16 protein-coding genes are annotated in these 17,170 nt (G+C 30.3%); 10 read left to right on the forward strand and 6 right to left on the reverse strand.

Going from position 1 to position 17,170, the window contains the following annotated elements:
* The first annotated feature begins 1 nt into the window (after position 1).
* From ACNI28_RS04410 to ACNI28_RS04435, 6 genes are all read left to right on the forward strand, one after another.
* On the forward strand, positions 2-2,461 hold the full coding sequence (locus tag ACNI28_RS04410) for a PAS domain S-box protein (protein ID WP_419765864.1): 2,460 nt from the start codon (positions 2-4) through the stop codon (positions 2,459-2,461).
* A 120-nt stretch (positions 2,462-2,581) separates the two neighbouring features.
* Positions 2,582-3,754, forward strand: coding sequence for an ADP-forming succinate--CoA ligase subunit beta (gene sucC, locus ACNI28_RS04415; protein ID WP_419765866.1), 1,173 nt, complete (start codon positions 2,582-2,584; stop codon positions 3,752-3,754).
* Complete coding sequence (gene sucD / locus ACNI28_RS04420; protein ID WP_419765868.1) at positions 3,754-4,626, forward strand: succinate--CoA ligase subunit alpha; 873 nt, start codon at positions 3,754-3,756, stop codon at positions 4,624-4,626. The genes sucC and sucD overlap by 1 nt, the downstream gene beginning before the upstream one ends.
* A gap of 9 nt (positions 4,627-4,635) precedes the next feature.
* Positions 4,636-5,370 carry a phytanoyl-CoA dioxygenase family protein gene (locus ACNI28_RS04425; RefSeq protein WP_419765870.1) on the forward strand — a complete coding sequence of 245 codons (735 nt, stop codon included), beginning with the start codon at positions 4,636-4,638 and terminating at the stop codon, positions 5,368-5,370.
* Positions 5,363-7,474, forward strand: a complete 2,112-nt coding sequence (locus tag ACNI28_RS04430) for a Tex-like N-terminal domain-containing protein (RefSeq protein ID WP_419765872.1) — start codon at positions 5,363-5,365, stop codon at positions 7,472-7,474. The genes ACNI28_RS04425 and ACNI28_RS04430 overlap by 8 nt, the downstream gene beginning before the upstream one ends.
* 87 nt (positions 7,475-7,561) lie before the next feature.
* Entirely contained in the window at positions 7,562-7,996 is a 435-nt protein-coding gene (locus tag ACNI28_RS04435) for a hypothetical protein (RefSeq protein ID WP_419765874.1), read from the forward strand.
* A 6-nt stretch (positions 7,997-8,002) separates the two neighbouring features.
* On the opposite strand, the gene ACNI28_RS04440 is transcribed toward ACNI28_RS04435, so the two are convergent.
* Complete coding sequence (locus ACNI28_RS04440; RefSeq protein ID WP_419765876.1) at positions 8,003-8,377, reverse strand: acyl-CoA thioesterase; 375 nt, start codon at positions 8,375-8,377, stop codon at positions 8,003-8,005.
* Positions 8,378-8,515: 138 nt separating this feature from the next.
* Between ACNI28_RS04440 and ACNI28_RS04445 the strand changes: the two genes are divergently transcribed.
* Entirely contained in the window at positions 8,516-9,628 is a 1,113-nt protein-coding gene (locus ACNI28_RS04445) for a glycosyltransferase (RefSeq protein WP_419765878.1), read from the forward strand.
* Between the two features lie 21 nt (positions 9,629-9,649).
* Here ACNI28_RS04445 and ACNI28_RS04450 read toward each other — a convergent pair whose 3' ends face one another.
* A complete protein-coding gene (locus ACNI28_RS04450) occupies positions 9,650-10,477 on the reverse strand; it encodes a LysR family transcriptional regulator (RefSeq protein WP_419765880.1) in 828 nt (275 codons plus the stop codon).
* A gap of 91 nt (positions 10,478-10,568) precedes the next feature.
* Between ACNI28_RS04450 and ACNI28_RS04455 the strand changes: the two genes are divergently transcribed.
* The 3 genes from ACNI28_RS04455 (at position 10,569) to ACNI28_RS04465 (ending at position 12,603) form a co-directional block, all read left to right on the forward strand.
* A complete protein-coding gene (locus ACNI28_RS04455; protein WP_419765882.1) occupies positions 10,569-11,753 on the forward strand; it encodes a YbfB/YjiJ family MFS transporter in 1,185 nt (394 codons plus the stop codon).
* A gap of 1 nt (position 11,754) precedes the next feature.
* The gene (locus ACNI28_RS04460) at positions 11,755-11,970 is read left to right on the forward strand and encodes a tautomerase family protein (protein ID WP_419765884.1); all 216 of its coding nucleotides are present in this window, start codon (positions 11,755-11,757) and stop codon (positions 11,968-11,970) included.
* A 66-nt stretch (positions 11,971-12,036) separates the two neighbouring features.
* The gene (locus ACNI28_RS04465; protein ID WP_419765886.1) at positions 12,037-12,603 is read left to right on the forward strand and encodes an HPP family protein; all 567 of its coding nucleotides are present in this window, start codon (positions 12,037-12,039) and stop codon (positions 12,601-12,603) included.
* On the opposite strand, the gene ACNI28_RS04470 is transcribed toward ACNI28_RS04465, so the two are convergent.
* From ACNI28_RS04470 to recQ, 4 genes are all read right to left on the reverse strand, one after another.
* The gene (locus ACNI28_RS04470) at positions 12,600-13,019 is read right to left on the reverse strand and encodes a hypothetical protein (protein ID WP_419765888.1); all 420 of its coding nucleotides are present in this window, start codon (positions 13,017-13,019) and stop codon (positions 12,600-12,602) included. The two genes, ACNI28_RS04465 and ACNI28_RS04470, sit on opposite strands and share 4 nt — an antisense overlap.
* A 271-nt stretch (positions 13,020-13,290) precedes the next feature.
* Positions 13,291-13,794, reverse strand: a complete 504-nt coding sequence (locus ACNI28_RS04475) for a dihydrofolate reductase (protein ID WP_419765889.1) — start codon at positions 13,792-13,794, stop codon at positions 13,291-13,293.
* Positions 13,795-13,944: 150 nt separating this feature from the next.
* Positions 13,945-14,808, reverse strand: a complete 864-nt coding sequence (locus tag ACNI28_RS04480; RefSeq protein ID WP_419765891.1) for a thymidylate synthase — start codon at positions 14,806-14,808, stop codon at positions 13,945-13,947.
* Positions 14,809-15,036: 228 nt separating this feature from the next.
* Entirely contained in the window at positions 15,037-17,145 is a 2,109-nt protein-coding gene (gene recQ, locus ACNI28_RS04485) for a DNA helicase RecQ (RefSeq protein ID WP_419765893.1), read from the reverse strand.
* Positions 17,146-17,170: the final 25 nt, after the last annotated feature.

The raw sequence follows: 17,170 nt of genomic DNA on the forward strand, positions 1-17,170 counted from the left end.
TATGAATAAGAGAAAAATTAAAGGCTTTATAAAAACACTTATTATTGCTGTATCAATGATAGTCATTGTGATTGGAAGTATAGTTTCATCTTTATCTATATTAAAAGATGAAGCTATTAAAACACACCTTAAAATTGCTCAAATTGAAGCAAATACACTCTCATCTCAAATTGAACAAACCTTTAGTACAGTGGAATTTGTAATATCAAATTTAAAAGACTTTTTAAAAATAAATGATGATGAAGCAAATCTAAAAACACACTTTAACGAAATATTAAGAAGTACTCCATATATTCGTTCAATTAATATTTTAAATAAAGATAAAAATGTTATTTATAGTTCAAACTATTTAAACACAAATCTCTCTTTAAATGATAATGACTTTTTTCCAAAACCTCTGTTTGACAAATCAATATTAAGATTTGGTAACCCATGGATTGGAAGAGATTTTATAAGTGCTGTAGAAGTAACAAAAGCTGATACAGTTAATAAAAATGAATCATCATTTTTACCCATATTGAAAATGGTAAATATCAAAGAGAAAACATATTTTATATTGATAAATATAAATACGACGTATTTTCTAAATAAAAATCAAAAAATTCTTTCAAATCAAAATCTTAATTTTAATATATACAGATTAGATGGTATTTTACTTTTTTCATCAAAAAACTCTAATAAAATAGGAACTAAAATAAAAGACTCTATACTCTTTGAGGAATCAATTAAAAAAGATAAAGCCTCAGGTATTGAATTAGTAGATAATGTAAAATATATGAGTGCTTATCAACCTACAAATATATATCCTCTAAATATTGATATACAATTAGACTTTAAAAAAACACTTGCAGAATGGGAGAAAAAGAGAGAAAATATAGTAACTATCATCTCATTATTAATCTCTTTTTGTGTAATACTTGTAATTGCTTTGATATATAAGAATAACTTAGAAAAAGAGCGAGAAATTGCATTTCAAAGAAAAGAGCTTGCAGATAAAAAAAGATTTCAGATTCTATTTGAACAAGATATATTTTTAGCAATAACACTAAAATCTGATGGAACAATAAATCAAATAAACAATCTTGTATTGCAGTTTTTGGATTTATCTAAAGATGAAGTCTTAAATAAAAGAATCTGGGAACTTCCTTGCTGGAACAAAGAAGATAAAGAATGGCTTGAAAAAGAGGTTTTATCATATAAAAAAAACACAAAACAAGAAAGAATCTTATATCCAAGAAATAAAGAGAATCAAGTCAAAGTTTTTGATTTTAAACTAACATCAATAGAGTTATCAGAAAATATAGAACTTGTAGCCTTAGCAATTGATATAACTCAAAAAATAGAAAAAGAAGAAAAACTACAACATGCATATGTAGTTTTTCAAAATGCTCATGATGGGATTGTAATCACCGACAAAAATGGAAAAATAATAACTGTAAATAGATCCTTTATAAATTCAACTGGATATTCTTTTGAAGAAACTGTAGGACAAAACCCAAAAATACTTAACTCTGGAATTCACGATAAAAAATTCTATGCAGATATGTGGAATTCAATTTTAAAAAAAGGTTTTTGGGAAGGTGAATTACTCAATAAAAGAAAAGATAATTCCCTATACAATGAAAGATTAACTATAAATGCTGTTTATGATGAAAACCAAGAAATCAAAAACTTCATAGGCATGTTTTCTGATATAACAAAACAAAAACAACAAGAAAAAGCTCTAAAAGAACAAGAACAAATACTTTACCAGCAATCCAAACTAGCTGCAATGGGTGAGATGATAGAAAATATTGCCCACCAATGGAGACAACCACTATCTATAATATCTTCAGCAGTTACTGGTATGCAACTTCAAAAAGAGTTAAATCTAAATGATGACCCAGAAGATGAAATCAAAAATTTAGTTTTGATAAATCAATCTGCCCAATATCTATCTAAAACAATTGATGACTTTAGAAACTTTCTAAAAACTGATAAAATAAAAGCAAATGTACATATAGAAGATACTATTGAAAAAGCATTAGATCTATTAAGTTCAAAACTTAGAAATAGAAGTATTTCAATAATAAGAAACTTAGAAAGTATTGAGGTTTTAGGTATAGAAAATGAGTTACTTCAGGTTATTATGAATATTATTAGTAATTCAAAAGATGCTTTAGAAGATAAAAAAGTTGAAAATAAAATGATTTTTATTGATGCTTTTGCAGAAAATCATGATGCAGTTATTTTAATAAAAGATAATGCGGGTGGAATAAATGAAGAGATTATAAATAGAGTATTTGAACCATACTTTACGACAAAACATAAAAGTCAAGGTACAGGTATTGGACTATATATGAGTGAAGAGATTATAAAAAATCATATGGAAGGTACTATTTCTTGTACAAATACTAACTATACTTATGAATCAAAAGATTATAGTGGGGCAATGTTTAAAATCACTATTCCTTTAAGTTAATAAAACTTAGATTTTTCTGCTCTTTACACTTTTATTATTAAGCAACTTTCTATGTCTATTTAGATATAAATGTGCAATTAGAAGTAAGAAAATTTACTGTGAATAAAATCCGGAGAAATTATGAATCTACATGAATATCAAGCTAAAAACTTGTATAGAAAATATGATATTCCTACTACAAAAGGAAAACTCTTAACACACCCTTCACAACTTGACGATATATTGAGAAATGTTGGAAAAGATAGATGGGTTATCAAAGCACAAGTTCATGCTGGGGGAAGAGGAAAAGTTGGGGGAGTTGTTTTAGTTAATTCAAAACAAGAAGCCAATGAAGAAGTTAGAAGGCTACTTGGAAGTACTCTAATAACTCACCAAACAACAGCACAAGGACAACCAGTAAACTCTATATATATTGAAGAGCCTTGTGATATAAAAGATGAAATATATTTAGCTTTTATTGTTGATAGAACATCTCAGAGAATTATGATAATTACATCTAGTGAAGGTGGGATGGATATTGAGGAAGTTGCAGAAAAATTTCCTGAAAAAATACTAAGAAATCCTATCAATCCTATTGTTGGAATTATGCCAGCACAATCTAGACAAATCTGTGAAGATTTAGGTTTTGACAAAGACCTCAGCATCCAAATGATAGGTTTGATGAAAAATATGTATAAAATGTTTGAACAAAAAGATTTATCACTTGTTGAGATAAACCCTTTGGTTGTAACAAAAGAGAATAAATTAATCTGCTTAGATGGTAAAGTTGTTGTTGATAATTCAGCACTTTACAGACAGCCTAAAATGAATGAAATCAGAGATGATTCACAAGAAGATCAAAGAGAACTAAAAGCTGAAAAACTAGACCTAAATTATGTAAGTCTTGATGGAAATATAGCTTGTATGGTAAATGGTGCAGGTTTAGCAATGGCAACTATGGATTTAATAAAAACCCACGGAGGGGAGCCTGCAAACTTTCTTGATGTTGGTGGAAGTGTCAATGAAAAAAGAGTAGTAGAAGCTTTTGAAATTATTTTATCAGATACAAAAGTAACTGGTATATTAGTAAATATTTTTGGTGGAATTGTAAGATGTGATATTATAGCTTCTGGTATCATTGGTGCTGTTGAAAAAATGCAAATTGATATTCCAATTGTAGTAAGACTTGAAGGTACAAACGCAAAAGAAGGACTTGAATTGATAAAAAATTCAAATGTTACAGTTTATGAAGAGGCAGATTTGGATAAGGCAACTCAAAAAATCATTGAACTATCAAATAAAGGAGCTAAATAATGGCTATTTTAATTGATAAAAATACAAAAGTATTAGTTCAAGGTCTAACTGGTGCACAAGCAAGTTTTCATACACAAAGAGCTCTTGCATATGGTACAAATGTAGTTTCAGGTGTAGTTCCAGGAAAACGGGGACAAAGACATCTTGACCTACCCATTTACAATACAGTTGAATGTGCTAAAAGATTGACAGGGGCAAATGCTTCAATTATATATGTTCCTGCACCCTTTTGCAAAGATGCGATAATCGAAGCTAGTGAAAATGGTATAGAGACTATTGTTTGTATCACAGAAGGTATTCCTACCATTGATATGCTAGATATTAAAGCTGTTGTAGATTTAAATGGATCAAGACTTATAGGTCCAAACTGTCCTGGAATAATAACGCCAGACCAATGCAAAATGGGAATCATGCCTGAAAATATTCATATGGCTGGAAGCGTTGGTATTGTGTCTCGTTCTGGAACACTTACATATGAAGCAGTAAATCAATCAACCCTAGCTGGATTTGGTCAAAGTACTTGTGTAGGTATTGGTGGAGATCCAGTTCCTGGAAGTGATTTTATAGATATTTTAAAGATGTTTCAAGAAGACCCTCAGACAAAAGCAATCGTTATGATTGGTGAAATTGGTGGGGCAAAAGAAGAAGCAGCTGCTGAATACATAAAATCAAATATCACTAAACCTGTAGTTTGTTATATCGCAGGAGTTACAGCTCCAAAGGGTAAAAGAATGGGTCATGCAGGTGCTATTATTGATGGAGGTAAAGGAACAGCTGAAGAAAAATACTTAGCTTTAGAAAAAGCAGGAGTTAAAACAGTTAGAACGATAACAGCTATTGGTGCTGCTTTAAAAGAAGTTCATCCTAAATAAGAGAATTAAATGAAATTATCACAAGAACAGATTAAACAATTTAATCAAGATGGTTTTTTACTTATCAAAGATTTTGCACCCCATGATTTATGTGAAAAAATCCTAGAAAAAGCACAATATCATCTTGATAGAAAAATAACTCCCCTAGAAACGGAAGCCCAATATCTTGAAGCTAATGATGAGACAAATACAGTAAGACGTCTAAGACAAGTTTATCAAAGAGAAGAGATATTTAAAGAGTGGATGACTTATGAAGAGATACTTCCTATGCTAAAACAGCTATTTAATGAAGAGGTAGTTTTAACTTTGGCTCATCATAACTCTATCATGACAAAGATGCCAAAAGATTCTTCGAGGACTTCATGGCACCAAGATAGAAGATATTGGCACTTTGAAAACAATGATTTAATCTCTATTTGGCTTAGTCTTGACGATGAATTTATAGAAAATGGTCTTTTAGAATTTATTCCAGGAAGTCATAAACTATCTTTAGAAAAAGAGCAATTTGACGAAAAATCAAACTTTTTAGATGAACACCCTAAAAATATAGAGATAATCAAAAATAGAGTTCACACAAACCTAAAAAGAGGTGATATAGTTTTGTTTCATTGTAAAACTTTGCACCATGCAGGTAAAAACATAACAGACAAAGCAAAAATCTCTTTTGTTTATACAACAAGAGCTAGCAGTAACAAACCTCTAAAAAACACAAGAAGTGATGTAGAAGAAGTACTTCTTGGATAATCTTCTTACACTTTTAGAAGAGAAAACCTCTTTTTCTAAAAGTGTTATCAAAAACATCTTACAGCTTCTTGATGAAGGTTGTACTATTCCCTTTATTGCAAGATATAGAAAAGAGCAAACTTCAAATGCAAGTGATGAAGAGCTAAGAGTATTTGAAGAGATTTATAACTATTCCCTAAAACTTTTAAAAAGAAAAGAGGAGATTTTAAATCTCCTACAAGAAAAAAACTTCTTAGATGATAAAATCAAATCAAATATAAATTTTGCCACAACACTTCAAGCCCTAGAAGATATTTACACACCCTTTAAAGACAAGAAATCATCAAGAACTACAATTGCCATACAAAATGGCTTAGAGCCCTTAGCAAACTTCATACAGTGTTTAAAACACTCTAAAAAAGAGTGTGAAGATAAAGCAAACTCTTTTTTAAATAAAGAAGTTACATCAAAAGAAGAGGCACTAAAAGGTGCAAGTGATATTATTGCCCAAAGATATGCAGATGATTTTAAATCAAAAGAAGTAGTCAGAAACAATATTCTAAATCATGGAACACTCCAAACAAAACCCACAAAAACATTCAATGAAAACGGTCTTTATAAAAACCTTGCAAATGTAAATGAAAAGATAAAATATATAAAATCTTATAGATTTTTAGCCATAAACAGAGCTACAAATGAAAAAGAGTTAACTTTTAAAATAGAAGTTGATGAAGATTTTATTTGTGAAAATATAAAAAAATATAAAATCCCAACTTGGGCAAACTCTTCAAGTGAGCTTGTATATGAAGCGTATAAAGATGGACTTAAAAGACTACTTCTTCCAAGTTTAAAAAGAGAAGCCATAACAATACTAAAAGAAAAAGCTTCATATGAAGCCATAAATCTATTTGGCAAAAATCTAAAAGAGCTACTTCTAACTCCTCCACTTATAAATCAAACTATTTTAGGACTAGACCCTGGCTTTAGAACGGGTTGTAAAGTAGCAGTTATAAGTGATGATGGACTCTTTTTAGATAGTGCAGTTATATATCCAACCAAACCAAAAGAGGATTTTATAAACTCTGCTAAAACATTATTGGCTTTGATTAAAAAATATAAAGTAAACTCAATAGCCATAGGAAATGGAACAGCTTCAAATGAAACTGCCTCTTTTGTATCAAACTTTATAAAACAAAACTCTTTAGATGTGAAGTTTGCAGTTGTAAGTGAAATAGGAGCAAGTGTTTATTCTGCTTCTAAAATAGCCAATGAAGAGTATCCCCAACTTGATGTTACAATTAGAGGCGCTATTTCTATAGCAAGTCGCCTTCGAGACCCAATGGCAGCCTTAGTAAAAATTGACCCAAAATCACTAGGAATTGGACAGTATCAACACGATGTAAATCAAAAAAATTTGGCTTCAAAATTAGAAAATGTAACCATTGACTTAGTAAATAAAGTAGGAGTTGATATAAACTCTGCTTCATACAAACTTCTCTCTTTTGTCTCAGGTTTTAGTGAAACTATGGCAAAAAATATCATAGTTCACAAAGAAAAAATCAAAAAATTTAAATCAAAAAAAGAACTTCTAGATGTAAAAGGAATAGGCTCAAAGGCATATGAACAAGGTGTGGGATTTTTACGAATAAAAGATGGAACTTCTATTTTGGATAACACAGCAATCCATCCAGAAAACTATACACTTGTAAACACTTTACAAAAAAAGTACAAAGTAGAAGATATACAAGAAAATGAAATAGAAAATATAGCAAAAGAGCTAAACAGCTCAAAACTTCTTTTAGAAGATATTATAAATGAGCTACAAAAACCCGGCTTTGATGTAAGAAGTGAATTTGATGAAATAGAGTTTTCAGAAGATATAAAAACAATCGAAGACCTAAAAGAGGGATTCTTCGTCTCAGGGATCGTACGAAACATAACTGATTTTGGGGCTTTTGTAGATATTGGGCTTAAAAATGATGGAATGATACACATCTCACAAATGAGCAAAAAAAGAGTCTCACATCCAAGTGAAGTACTAAGTATAAACCAGCAACTAAAAAAGATAAAAATCATATCAATAGATTTAGAAAAAAACAAAGTAGGCCTTAGTTTAAAACAATAATAAAAAACCTCAAATAACTTGACCACAATCAATGATAAATACCTTAATATTGATTACAATTATCATAAATTAACTCAAGGTAATATTATGGAATATACATTAGTTCAAATCATACATTTATTATGTGCAATCATATTCATTGGTTTTATTTTTGCAGATGTTGTAATCTTCCCTGTTATAAAAAATAAATTAGGTGAAGAGACATACACAAATACTATAAATGCAATAGTAAGTCGTGGTCTTAAAATATACCCTCCAATAGTTTTAATACTAATTGCAAGTGGTGGATATATGTTTACAAGATATATCAATAGAGAATTGGGAGTATTCAATACATCTTTACAGTGGATACTTTTGCTTAAACTGTTACTTGTACTTTTAATTGTTCTGGGAGTTATCTATACTATGTATTGTAAGCTTACAAAAAAAGAACCTGTAGCTTTTATGCAAAGATTTCATCTATACGCACTTATTCTATCAATTGCTATTGTGATATTGGCTAAATTGATGTTTGTAGTATAAGCACAGCTATTGAGCTGTGCTTTGTTTATAAAGTTTATGTGGAGTTGGTTTTTTATTAAAATCAATTGTCACTAAAACTACCTCTTCAACTTGAACTATTACTTTGTTTGTAGTTTTGTTTCTAAGTTCACATTTTACAGTTATTGAAGTTTTACCAACACGTACTAACTCTAGTCCCGTAATAAGAATATCACCAATATTTGCAGCACTGTTAAAAACAACTTCAGATACCTTTGCAGTAGCGATTCTACTAGTATCAAGCAAATTTGCAGCAAAAACTGTAGCATCCGCATCTATCCAAGACAGAGCCATTCCTCCACTTAAGATTCCTGCTGAACTTAAGTGTGGGTACATTACCATTCGTTGAGTAGTATATTCCAATTCAAAACCTTTTTTCTTATTTTCAACTATTTTTTATAAAACCTTGATTAAACAAAGAGTAAAAACCTTGCATATTTCAAAATGCTTTTTTAATGCTATACAAAAAAAGTATACTCAAAAATAAAAAAGGAGTTATTTATGCAGAAGTTTTTATATATAACTGACCAAAATGAGTATAGCGATAATAGTTTTATTGGCCCTTTATTTGAAAAATATTTAACAAAACACTATGATATAGATATCATATACTTCTCTAAATTTAAAGGAACTCTTGAAAAAAAGGATAATAATAAAATCATTATTCCTCTAGCAGATAAGCTAAATGTTTTAGAGGTTTTAGAAAACAATGGAATCAACCTAAAAGATTATGCATATGTTGCAGTTAGAAATGACACTAAGATTTTAAAAGAAGTAATCAAAAGAAAAAATATCTATGGTTTTAAAGTGGCATTTAGATTATCTTTTCCAAAAAGAATTGCCAAACTCCAAATGGATGAAGCAAACAATAAAAAAAGCTATTTTGATATAATATCAAACAAAATCCAACTTCATCAAGAGACCTCTTTAATAAATGATTGTGATATTTTTCTTCCAACAACTAGAAAAATGAGAGACAAGTATTTAAAAGATGTAAAAACAAGAACCTTTATTATTCCATCAGCAATTGACCCAGAGGTACTACATCATAATATTCAACATGAAGGTGAAGAAAAAAGATTTTTCTATGCAGGAACTTTAGATAAGTTAAGAGAGTTTGAAACAGTTTTAGATGCCTTTTCTCAACTTTCAAGTGGTAGCTTTAAAATTATGATTTCTACAAAAGACCCAGAATATGCCCAAAATTTACTGGCTAAATATTCTACCTTAAGAGAAAACATAGAACTATACAATGCAACAACTAAAGAGGAGTTATTAGCTCTTATTGCAAAAGCTGATATTGGCTTATCTATTCTTCCTGATATCCAGCTATTTAATACTTCTACTCCTGTTAAGATTATGGATTATTATGCTTCAGCTGTTCCTTGTCTAATGTCAAAAAATGATAATAATCTATCTATTTTTGAAGATAATAAAACAGCTTGGCTTTGTGACTTTGATAAAGATTCTATTAAAACAAAACTTGAAGAGATAATCAAACTTTCTAAAGATGAAGTAGCTCTTATAGGGGATAATGGACAACATAGACTTTTAGATATAAGAAACTATAAAAGAATAGCAGATGATTTAGCTCACCAACTAAATGTCTTATAAAAATATGCATTTTGCATATTTTTATAACTTTACACTTTTTAAATAATCAGCAATCTTAGGAATATAATCTTTTCTACATACCAAACAAGTGGGCATGTTTGCTATCTCTTTTGGCAAAGCAGTAATTTTAAGTTCATCTTCATATCTTAGCCTTTTTACAATGCTAAGAGGTAGTATTGATTTTCCCATTCCAGCTTTTACACAGCCAAGTATAGTTTCATAACTTCCAAACTCTAATTTTTTGTGTTCAATACCTGTAGTTTCTAGTAAATAGTTTTGCCCAAATTCATTGTATGCACAGCCCTTCTTAAAGCTCAAAAATACCTCTGGTGTAAAGCTATCTTTAGGTTCAACTACAACTAGTTTTTCATCAACTTTATTTAAAACTAAAAGTTCATCATGTTTTGGTATTCCACTTATAAAAGCAATATCAACTTGATAATCTAAAAGCATCTTTGTTATATCTTTTGTAGTATTTGTTATAAGTTCTAACTGCATATTTGAGTAGTCTTTATGAAGTTTTAGCAAAAAGTCCACTATTCTTGTAACAGCATTTGACTCTGTTGAGGCTACTTTTAACTGATCTTGTACAAGCATATTTTTCATATCTAAACTTGCCAATTCTACTTTTTTTACTATCTCCACAGCATGAGGGAAAAGTCTCTCCCCTTCATTTGTCAAAACAACACCCTTGGGCACCCTGTGGAAAAGTTTGTAGCCTAAAGACTTTTCAAGTTGTTTTATTCTTGAGGTTACATTTGATTGAGCAAACTTTAAAGAGCTTGCTGCTTTTGATATACTATTTTGTTTTGAAACTTCTACAAATATTCTTAATAAGTTAGAATCCATATCGCTATTCCTTATATCACTAATCATGATTAGATATTTGACATAGTATCATTTATAGTGATATTATGTCAAAAAAACAATTGGATTAACTTTGAAAAATATAAACTTACTAGATAAAGATTCAAATGCCTCTATTATATTAGCTGGAATTCTTGCACTTATTATTGGAGTAGGAGTTGCTAGGTTTGTTTTCACCTCTCTTCTTCCTCCTATGCTTGAAGATTATTTAAGTGTTAGTTTTGCAGGTATTTTAGCCTCTGTTAATTATGTGGGATATCTTGCTGGGTCTATTTTTAGTGTGTTTATAAAAGATATATATAGCAAAGTAAAGTTTTTCAGACTAGGTATAATTCTATCTATTTTGACAACTTTAGTTTTAGGAACTACACAAAATGAAACCTTGTGGCTAGTTTCAAGAGTTGTTGCAGGTTTTGGGGCAGCTATGGCTTTAATCGTTGGTTCTGCAATAGTAATGAGCAAACTCAAAATTGATAACAAAACAAAAGCCATGGGAATACATTTTTCTGGTATTGGTTTTTCTATTTTAGTTACAGATTTGATAGCCAGATTAGTTTTCTATTTTGAGGGAACATGGAGTGATGCTTGGATTGTTTTAACTATTTTTGCTTTTTTTGTATCCTTTTATCCTATGTATATTTTATCTTTTGGCAAAAAAGTAAATACAACAGTAGTCAAACACCACTTTGATATAAAACTATTTTCACCCTTTGTAATACTTCTTATTATAGCATATTTTTGTGAAGGTGTTGGGATGGTTGTCCAGTCAACTTTTATACCTGATATTATTAACTCCCTTGAAGGCTTAGAAGGTTATGGAAACCTTACTTGGACACTTGTAGGACTTGCTGGGATTCCCTCTTGTATTATCTGGATGAACTTGGCACATAAATATGGAAGTGTAAATATAATCATCATAGCCATGTCACTTCAAGTAGTAGGTATACTTATCTCTGCACTTACAAATAATATCTACTTAAATTTATTATCTGGTATTTTATATGGTGGTACTTTCATAGGTCTTGTGGCACTATTTATGAGTTTGGGAGGGAAGCTTGCAGGTTCAAATCCAGTTATACTTATGGGGGCACTTACTACTTCTTATGGTATAGGACAAGTTTTAGCACCACTTTATAGTGTTGCTTTAATAGAGAAGTTTGGAAACTATGATTATACCTTATATCTTACAGCTTTTATAGTTTCATCTGGAGTAGTTTTACTACTTATTTCAAAATTTCTAAAAATAGTAAAGGATTAAAATGCCATATATTAATATAAAAATGACCCATGAAGATGGAGGAGCTACAAAAGAGCAAAAAGAAAAGTTAGCCAAAGGTATTACTGAACTTTTCTCTGATATCTTTGGAAGAGGAGCATCTAGTGCTGTTGTTCTTATAGAAGAGGTTTCAACTGATAACTATGCTATTGGCGGAAAAACTATTACAAACATAAGAGAAGAACAAAACTCTAATTGATTTAAATCATACTGTTTATTTAGGCTTTTTGATACTATAAATTTATCAAAAAAAAGTGATTTATATATGAAAAAGTTTTTTAAACAGTTTAAAAAAGTAAATACTGAGCCTATTGAAAGAGCTAATATACTCTGGTCATGGATAGGTTCATTTCTTGGAATATTAGCCATCTCATTTTTTCATATGGATATTTTAAATGACAACGACTTAACCCTTGTTATTGGCTCATTTGGAGCAAGTGCAGTATTAGTTTATGGAGCAGTTAACTCTCCCTTAGCACAACCTAGAAACCTAGTAGGCGGACATATTTTATCAGCTCTTGTGGGAGTTATATCTTTTAAATTGTTCCATGATCATATACTATTTTCTTCTGCATTTGCTGTTGCAACATCTATTTTAATCATGCAATTAACCCTAACCCTTCATCCTCCAGGAGGAGCTACTGCACTTATCGCTGTAATTGGTAGTAATCAAATACATGATTTAGGATTTTTATATATTTTATATCCTGTAGCTTCAGGGGCATTTATTCTTTTAATAATTGCAGTTGTAGTAAACAACATCCCCTCTCACAGACACTATCCCCAATCATCTAAGATATTCAATCCTAAATGGCTGGCAGAAGATGATTAAACTGAAAACATAATTTGTGATAGAAATATAATAATTACCACTAAAATAAAAGGGAAAATGTGACTTTTAAAAACTAAAGGCTGTATTGAAAAAAATACTTGTAAAATACCTCTAATACCAAGCCAAAGTCCAAGTATAGCTTTTATACCAAGTAGTATTTGAAAGTTACTCAAACCATCTTCCCCAATAGCACCAAAATTTACATAAAAGAGATAAATTCCTGAAGCAACTGCTACTAGTAAAGCTTTGGGAACTACTTTTCTAACATATTGCATAAAGTATTCTCGCACTTTTGAGTGCTCTTTTTCACTTAGGTCTTTTTTTATTTTAGATAAAAATAGATTATCCGTAAATAAAAAACCTCCATATATAAATACTGAAAAAATATGTATTAATTTGATTGAAAGATATATCATTTTTCTGTTCCTGAAGAGTTTTTAGGTTTTATATATAATAAAAACCAATCTTTTAGTATAAGTATGGCTGAGATTGCTCCCAAAATATGCATTATTATATTTTGAGGAAAATTTAAATAAAAGTAAGAGACTAATAAATATATCACGATGGGATATTTTACAAAGTAAAAAAAGAATATTAAACTACCATAAATTTTATTCAAAACAACTCCAAAGTCTTAATCTAAAAATTTATTATAAAGTAGTTCTATCTTCTTTCCAATGATTCAAATCAATCTTTTTTAACCCAAACTTTAAACTTCCAAGCTGGACTTTTAACATCTCCATCTTCTATTATTGCATCATAGTCTTTTTCTTGAGCTAAATCCCAAGTAGAAAAATCTATTGGTTCTAACAAAGCATCTGCAACACCTGAAAAATCAACTTCACTTAGATACATTTTATCTACATATGGAAAAAGTGTTTTATATATAGTAGACCCACCTATTATAAAAAGTTCTTCTTCACCTTTTTCTCTAGCAAAATTTAAAGCCTCTTGAATATCCTCAAAAGTATAAACACCCTCATGCTCAAATCCACTCTTTGATAATACTATTGAAGTTCTATTTGGAAGGGGCTTACCTATTGATTCAAAGGTTTTTCTACCCATCAAAAGATGGTGTCCAGAAGTTATATTTTTGAAGTTCTTAAAATCCTCAGAGATATGCCATAACATCTGATTATTCAGACCTATCTCCCAGTTATTTCCATATGCTACAATCATTGATACTATCATACTGTATTCCTTTTAATTGGCTCCCAATAAAAAGGGACCATATATTATATATCTACTTTTTAGCAAAGGAAGTAAATTCCTTTTAAAAGTAGCTTGTGCTCGTCACTCTCTTTGAGAAAATTCTAAAGAAGGCAACGAGTTGCCTTTTGACTATACAGCCATTACTGCTTTTATTCCTTCGTGACACTCATAATTTTCTAATACAAAGTCTTCCATTTTGAAATCATTGATATCTTTTACACTTGGATTTATTTTCATTGTTGGCTTAGAAAAAGGTGTTCTTGTTAGTTGTAAGTTTACTTGCTCTATATGATTTGAGTAGATGTGTGCATCTCCAAAAGTATGTACAAAATCACCTAGTTCTAAATCACAAACTTGAGCCATCATCATAGTAAGTAGTGCATACGAAGCTATGTTAAAAGGAACTCCTAAAAATACATCTGCACTTCTTTGATATAGTTGACAAGATAATTTTCCATTTGCCACATAAAACTGAAAAAATGTATGACAAGGAGGTAGTGCCATCTTTTCTATTTCCCCTACATTCCAAGCAGATAAAATTAATCTTCTAGAATCAGGATTTGTTTTAATTTGATTTATCAAATCAGATAATTGATCAATAGCTTTTCCATCACTACCCTTCCAAGACCTCCATTGAGCTCCATATACAGGTCCTAACTCTTTTATCGTATCTGTATTTGTATATCCTAAGGCTTTTCCTTGGGCATCTGCATTTGCAGTCCAGACTGTCTTTTTACCTACTAAATTAGCAGCAACATCACCGAAGTTAATCTCAGCCAATCTTCGCTCATCTGTGCTACCTTCGATAAACCATAATAGCTCAGAAATGATAGCTTTTAGATGTGTTTTTTTAGTAGTTACAAGTGGAAAACCTTCGCTTAAGTCAAATCTCATCTGATATCCAAATACAGATGTTGTACCTGTGCCTGTTCTGTCCTCTTTTTTAACACCATTGTCTAAAATATGTTGTAGTAAATCTAGATATTGTTTCAATGATATTCCTTATATTTTTTTAATATTGTATTCTAGCAGATTCATATTTAATCATGAGAATTTTTGTTTTAAAAGCTATGGAACGAAAAATGTATTAACTATATCATAACAAAAAAAGGATTTAAAATGTTCGCTCACTTAAGAAAATTCCTAGCTAAAGTATTTGTTCCAAAATCTAGAAGTATTTATTCTTTTCATAAATACGATTCTACTTTTTAATAAAAAGTATTAATTACTCTGTTTTTTCATATAGTCATATAGATATAAGTATTGTCTTAGCTCTTTTAGAGTTTCATACTTTAGACCTTCTTCAATCCATTGATTAATCTCATCTGGGATTTCAAGGGGTTTTAAAAGCTCTTCTTTTTTCTCTTTTGATATTTTTTCATGTTCACTTAAGACTGAGACATGGGACAAAACAGAACTCAAACTCAAATCTCTCATTTGTGCTATCTCTTCTACTGTTTTTTCATCTTGGATTAAATCAAAAGTCTCAAGATAAGTTTTTGTAAGTTTTTTTAGGGGAGTTTTGTTTTCCAACTTTTCACTAAACTCTTCTTTTATGCTTTTACATAAGGATAAAAAAGTCTCTCCATATTTTTCATACTTTACAAGCCCTACTCCATTGATGTCTAGCATCTCTTCTTTTGTAATAGGAAGTTTTGAAACTAATTCTTTTAAAGTCTTATCACCAAATATCACATAAGCTGGCACTTCATGCTCCAAGGCAATCTCTCTTCGTAAGACTCTAAATTTCTCATATAATTCTTCATCAAAACTAAGTTCTGTAACTTTTTCTTCAACTTTTTTTGCAAGACCTAGCTTATCGCTATCTATTAGAAGTTTTTCTTCACCTTTTAATATTTGCATTCCAAGATTTGTTATTTTCAAGGCTCTAAACTCACCTAAGTCTATAGCTTTTAGGTCTATGAGTTTATCAGCAATAGCTACCCACTCATTTTTACTTTTATCAACTCCCAAGCCATAAACACTAAGCTTATCATGTGCAAACTCTAATAGCTTTTGATTTTTTGAACCCCTTAATATATCTATGATATGATTTGCTCCAAATCTTTGTCCACTTCTATAAATAGCACTCAAAAACTTTTGAGCATCTACACTTACATCTACAAGTTCCACCTCACCTTTGGTACAATTATCACACAAGGTTTTACAATCATCAATCTCATCTTCAAAATAGTTTGCGATGATTTTATGACGACAGTTATTAGAAACACAATATCGATACATAGCTTCTAGTTTATCAAGTCCTGTTTGCTTATATCCTGTATCTATGGCATCTTCTATTTGTATTTTTCTTTTTACCTCATCAGATTTTGAATAAAGTAAATATACATAAGACATATCACCATCTCGCCCTGCCCGACCTATCTCTTGGTAATAGTTCTCAAGTGTTTTAGGCAAGCTTGTATGTATGACAAATCGTATATTTGATTTATCAATCCCCATACCAAAAGCAATAGTTGCCACGACTATATCAATCTTCTCATAAACAAAAGCATCATAAACCTCATCTTTAACACTAGGATTTAATCCCGCATGATAAGCCTTTGAGTTGTAGCCATTTTCACATAAAAACTGAGCTGTTGATTCTGCTTCTTTTCGAGTAAATGTATAGATTATTCCACATAAGCCTTTATGTGATTTAAGAAAATTTAATATCTGTTTTTTGCCATTTGAAATTCGTGGTTCAACTTTTATATCAAGATTATCCCTATATGTTTTTGCTCTAAAGTGTCTAGCATTTTGTAAGTTTAGATTTGAAGCAATATCTGCTTCCACTTTTTTAGTAGCGGTTGCAGTAAATGCAGCTATAGGTGTACTTGGAAAAAGTCTTTTTAGTCTATCAAGGTTTCTATACTCAGCCCTAAATTCATGACCCCAAGCAGATACACAGTGAGCTTCATCGATAACAAAATAGTTGATATTGATTCGTTGTAACACTCCCACAAACTCATTAGAAGTAAACCTCTCAGGTGCCACATAGATAAACTTCAACTCACCTTTTAAAAGCTTTTGCATAGTAAAGCTATTTTCATCATTTGATTGTGATGAACTTATCATTTCAGCTTTTATATCTAAGTCATTGAGTGCTTTTATCTGGTCTTGCATAAGTGCGATAAGTGGAGAGATTACGACTGTCGTTCCAGTCATAAGTAGAGTTGGAAGTTGATAACAAAGTGATTTACCACCACCAGTTGGTAAGATGGTCAATACATCTTGTTTATTGATGATGCTATCAACTACTTCTTCTTGGAAGCTTCGAAAGTGTTCATGTCCGAAAATATCTTTTAGGATTTTGTGTTTATTATTCATTGTGAGATTTTAGCATAGTTAGAGT

This window comes from Arcobacter denitrificans (SeqCode), assembly GCF_048571185.1.
Lineage (GTDB): Bacteria > Campylobacterota > Campylobacteria > Campylobacterales > Arcobacteraceae > Arcobacter > Arcobacter denitrificans.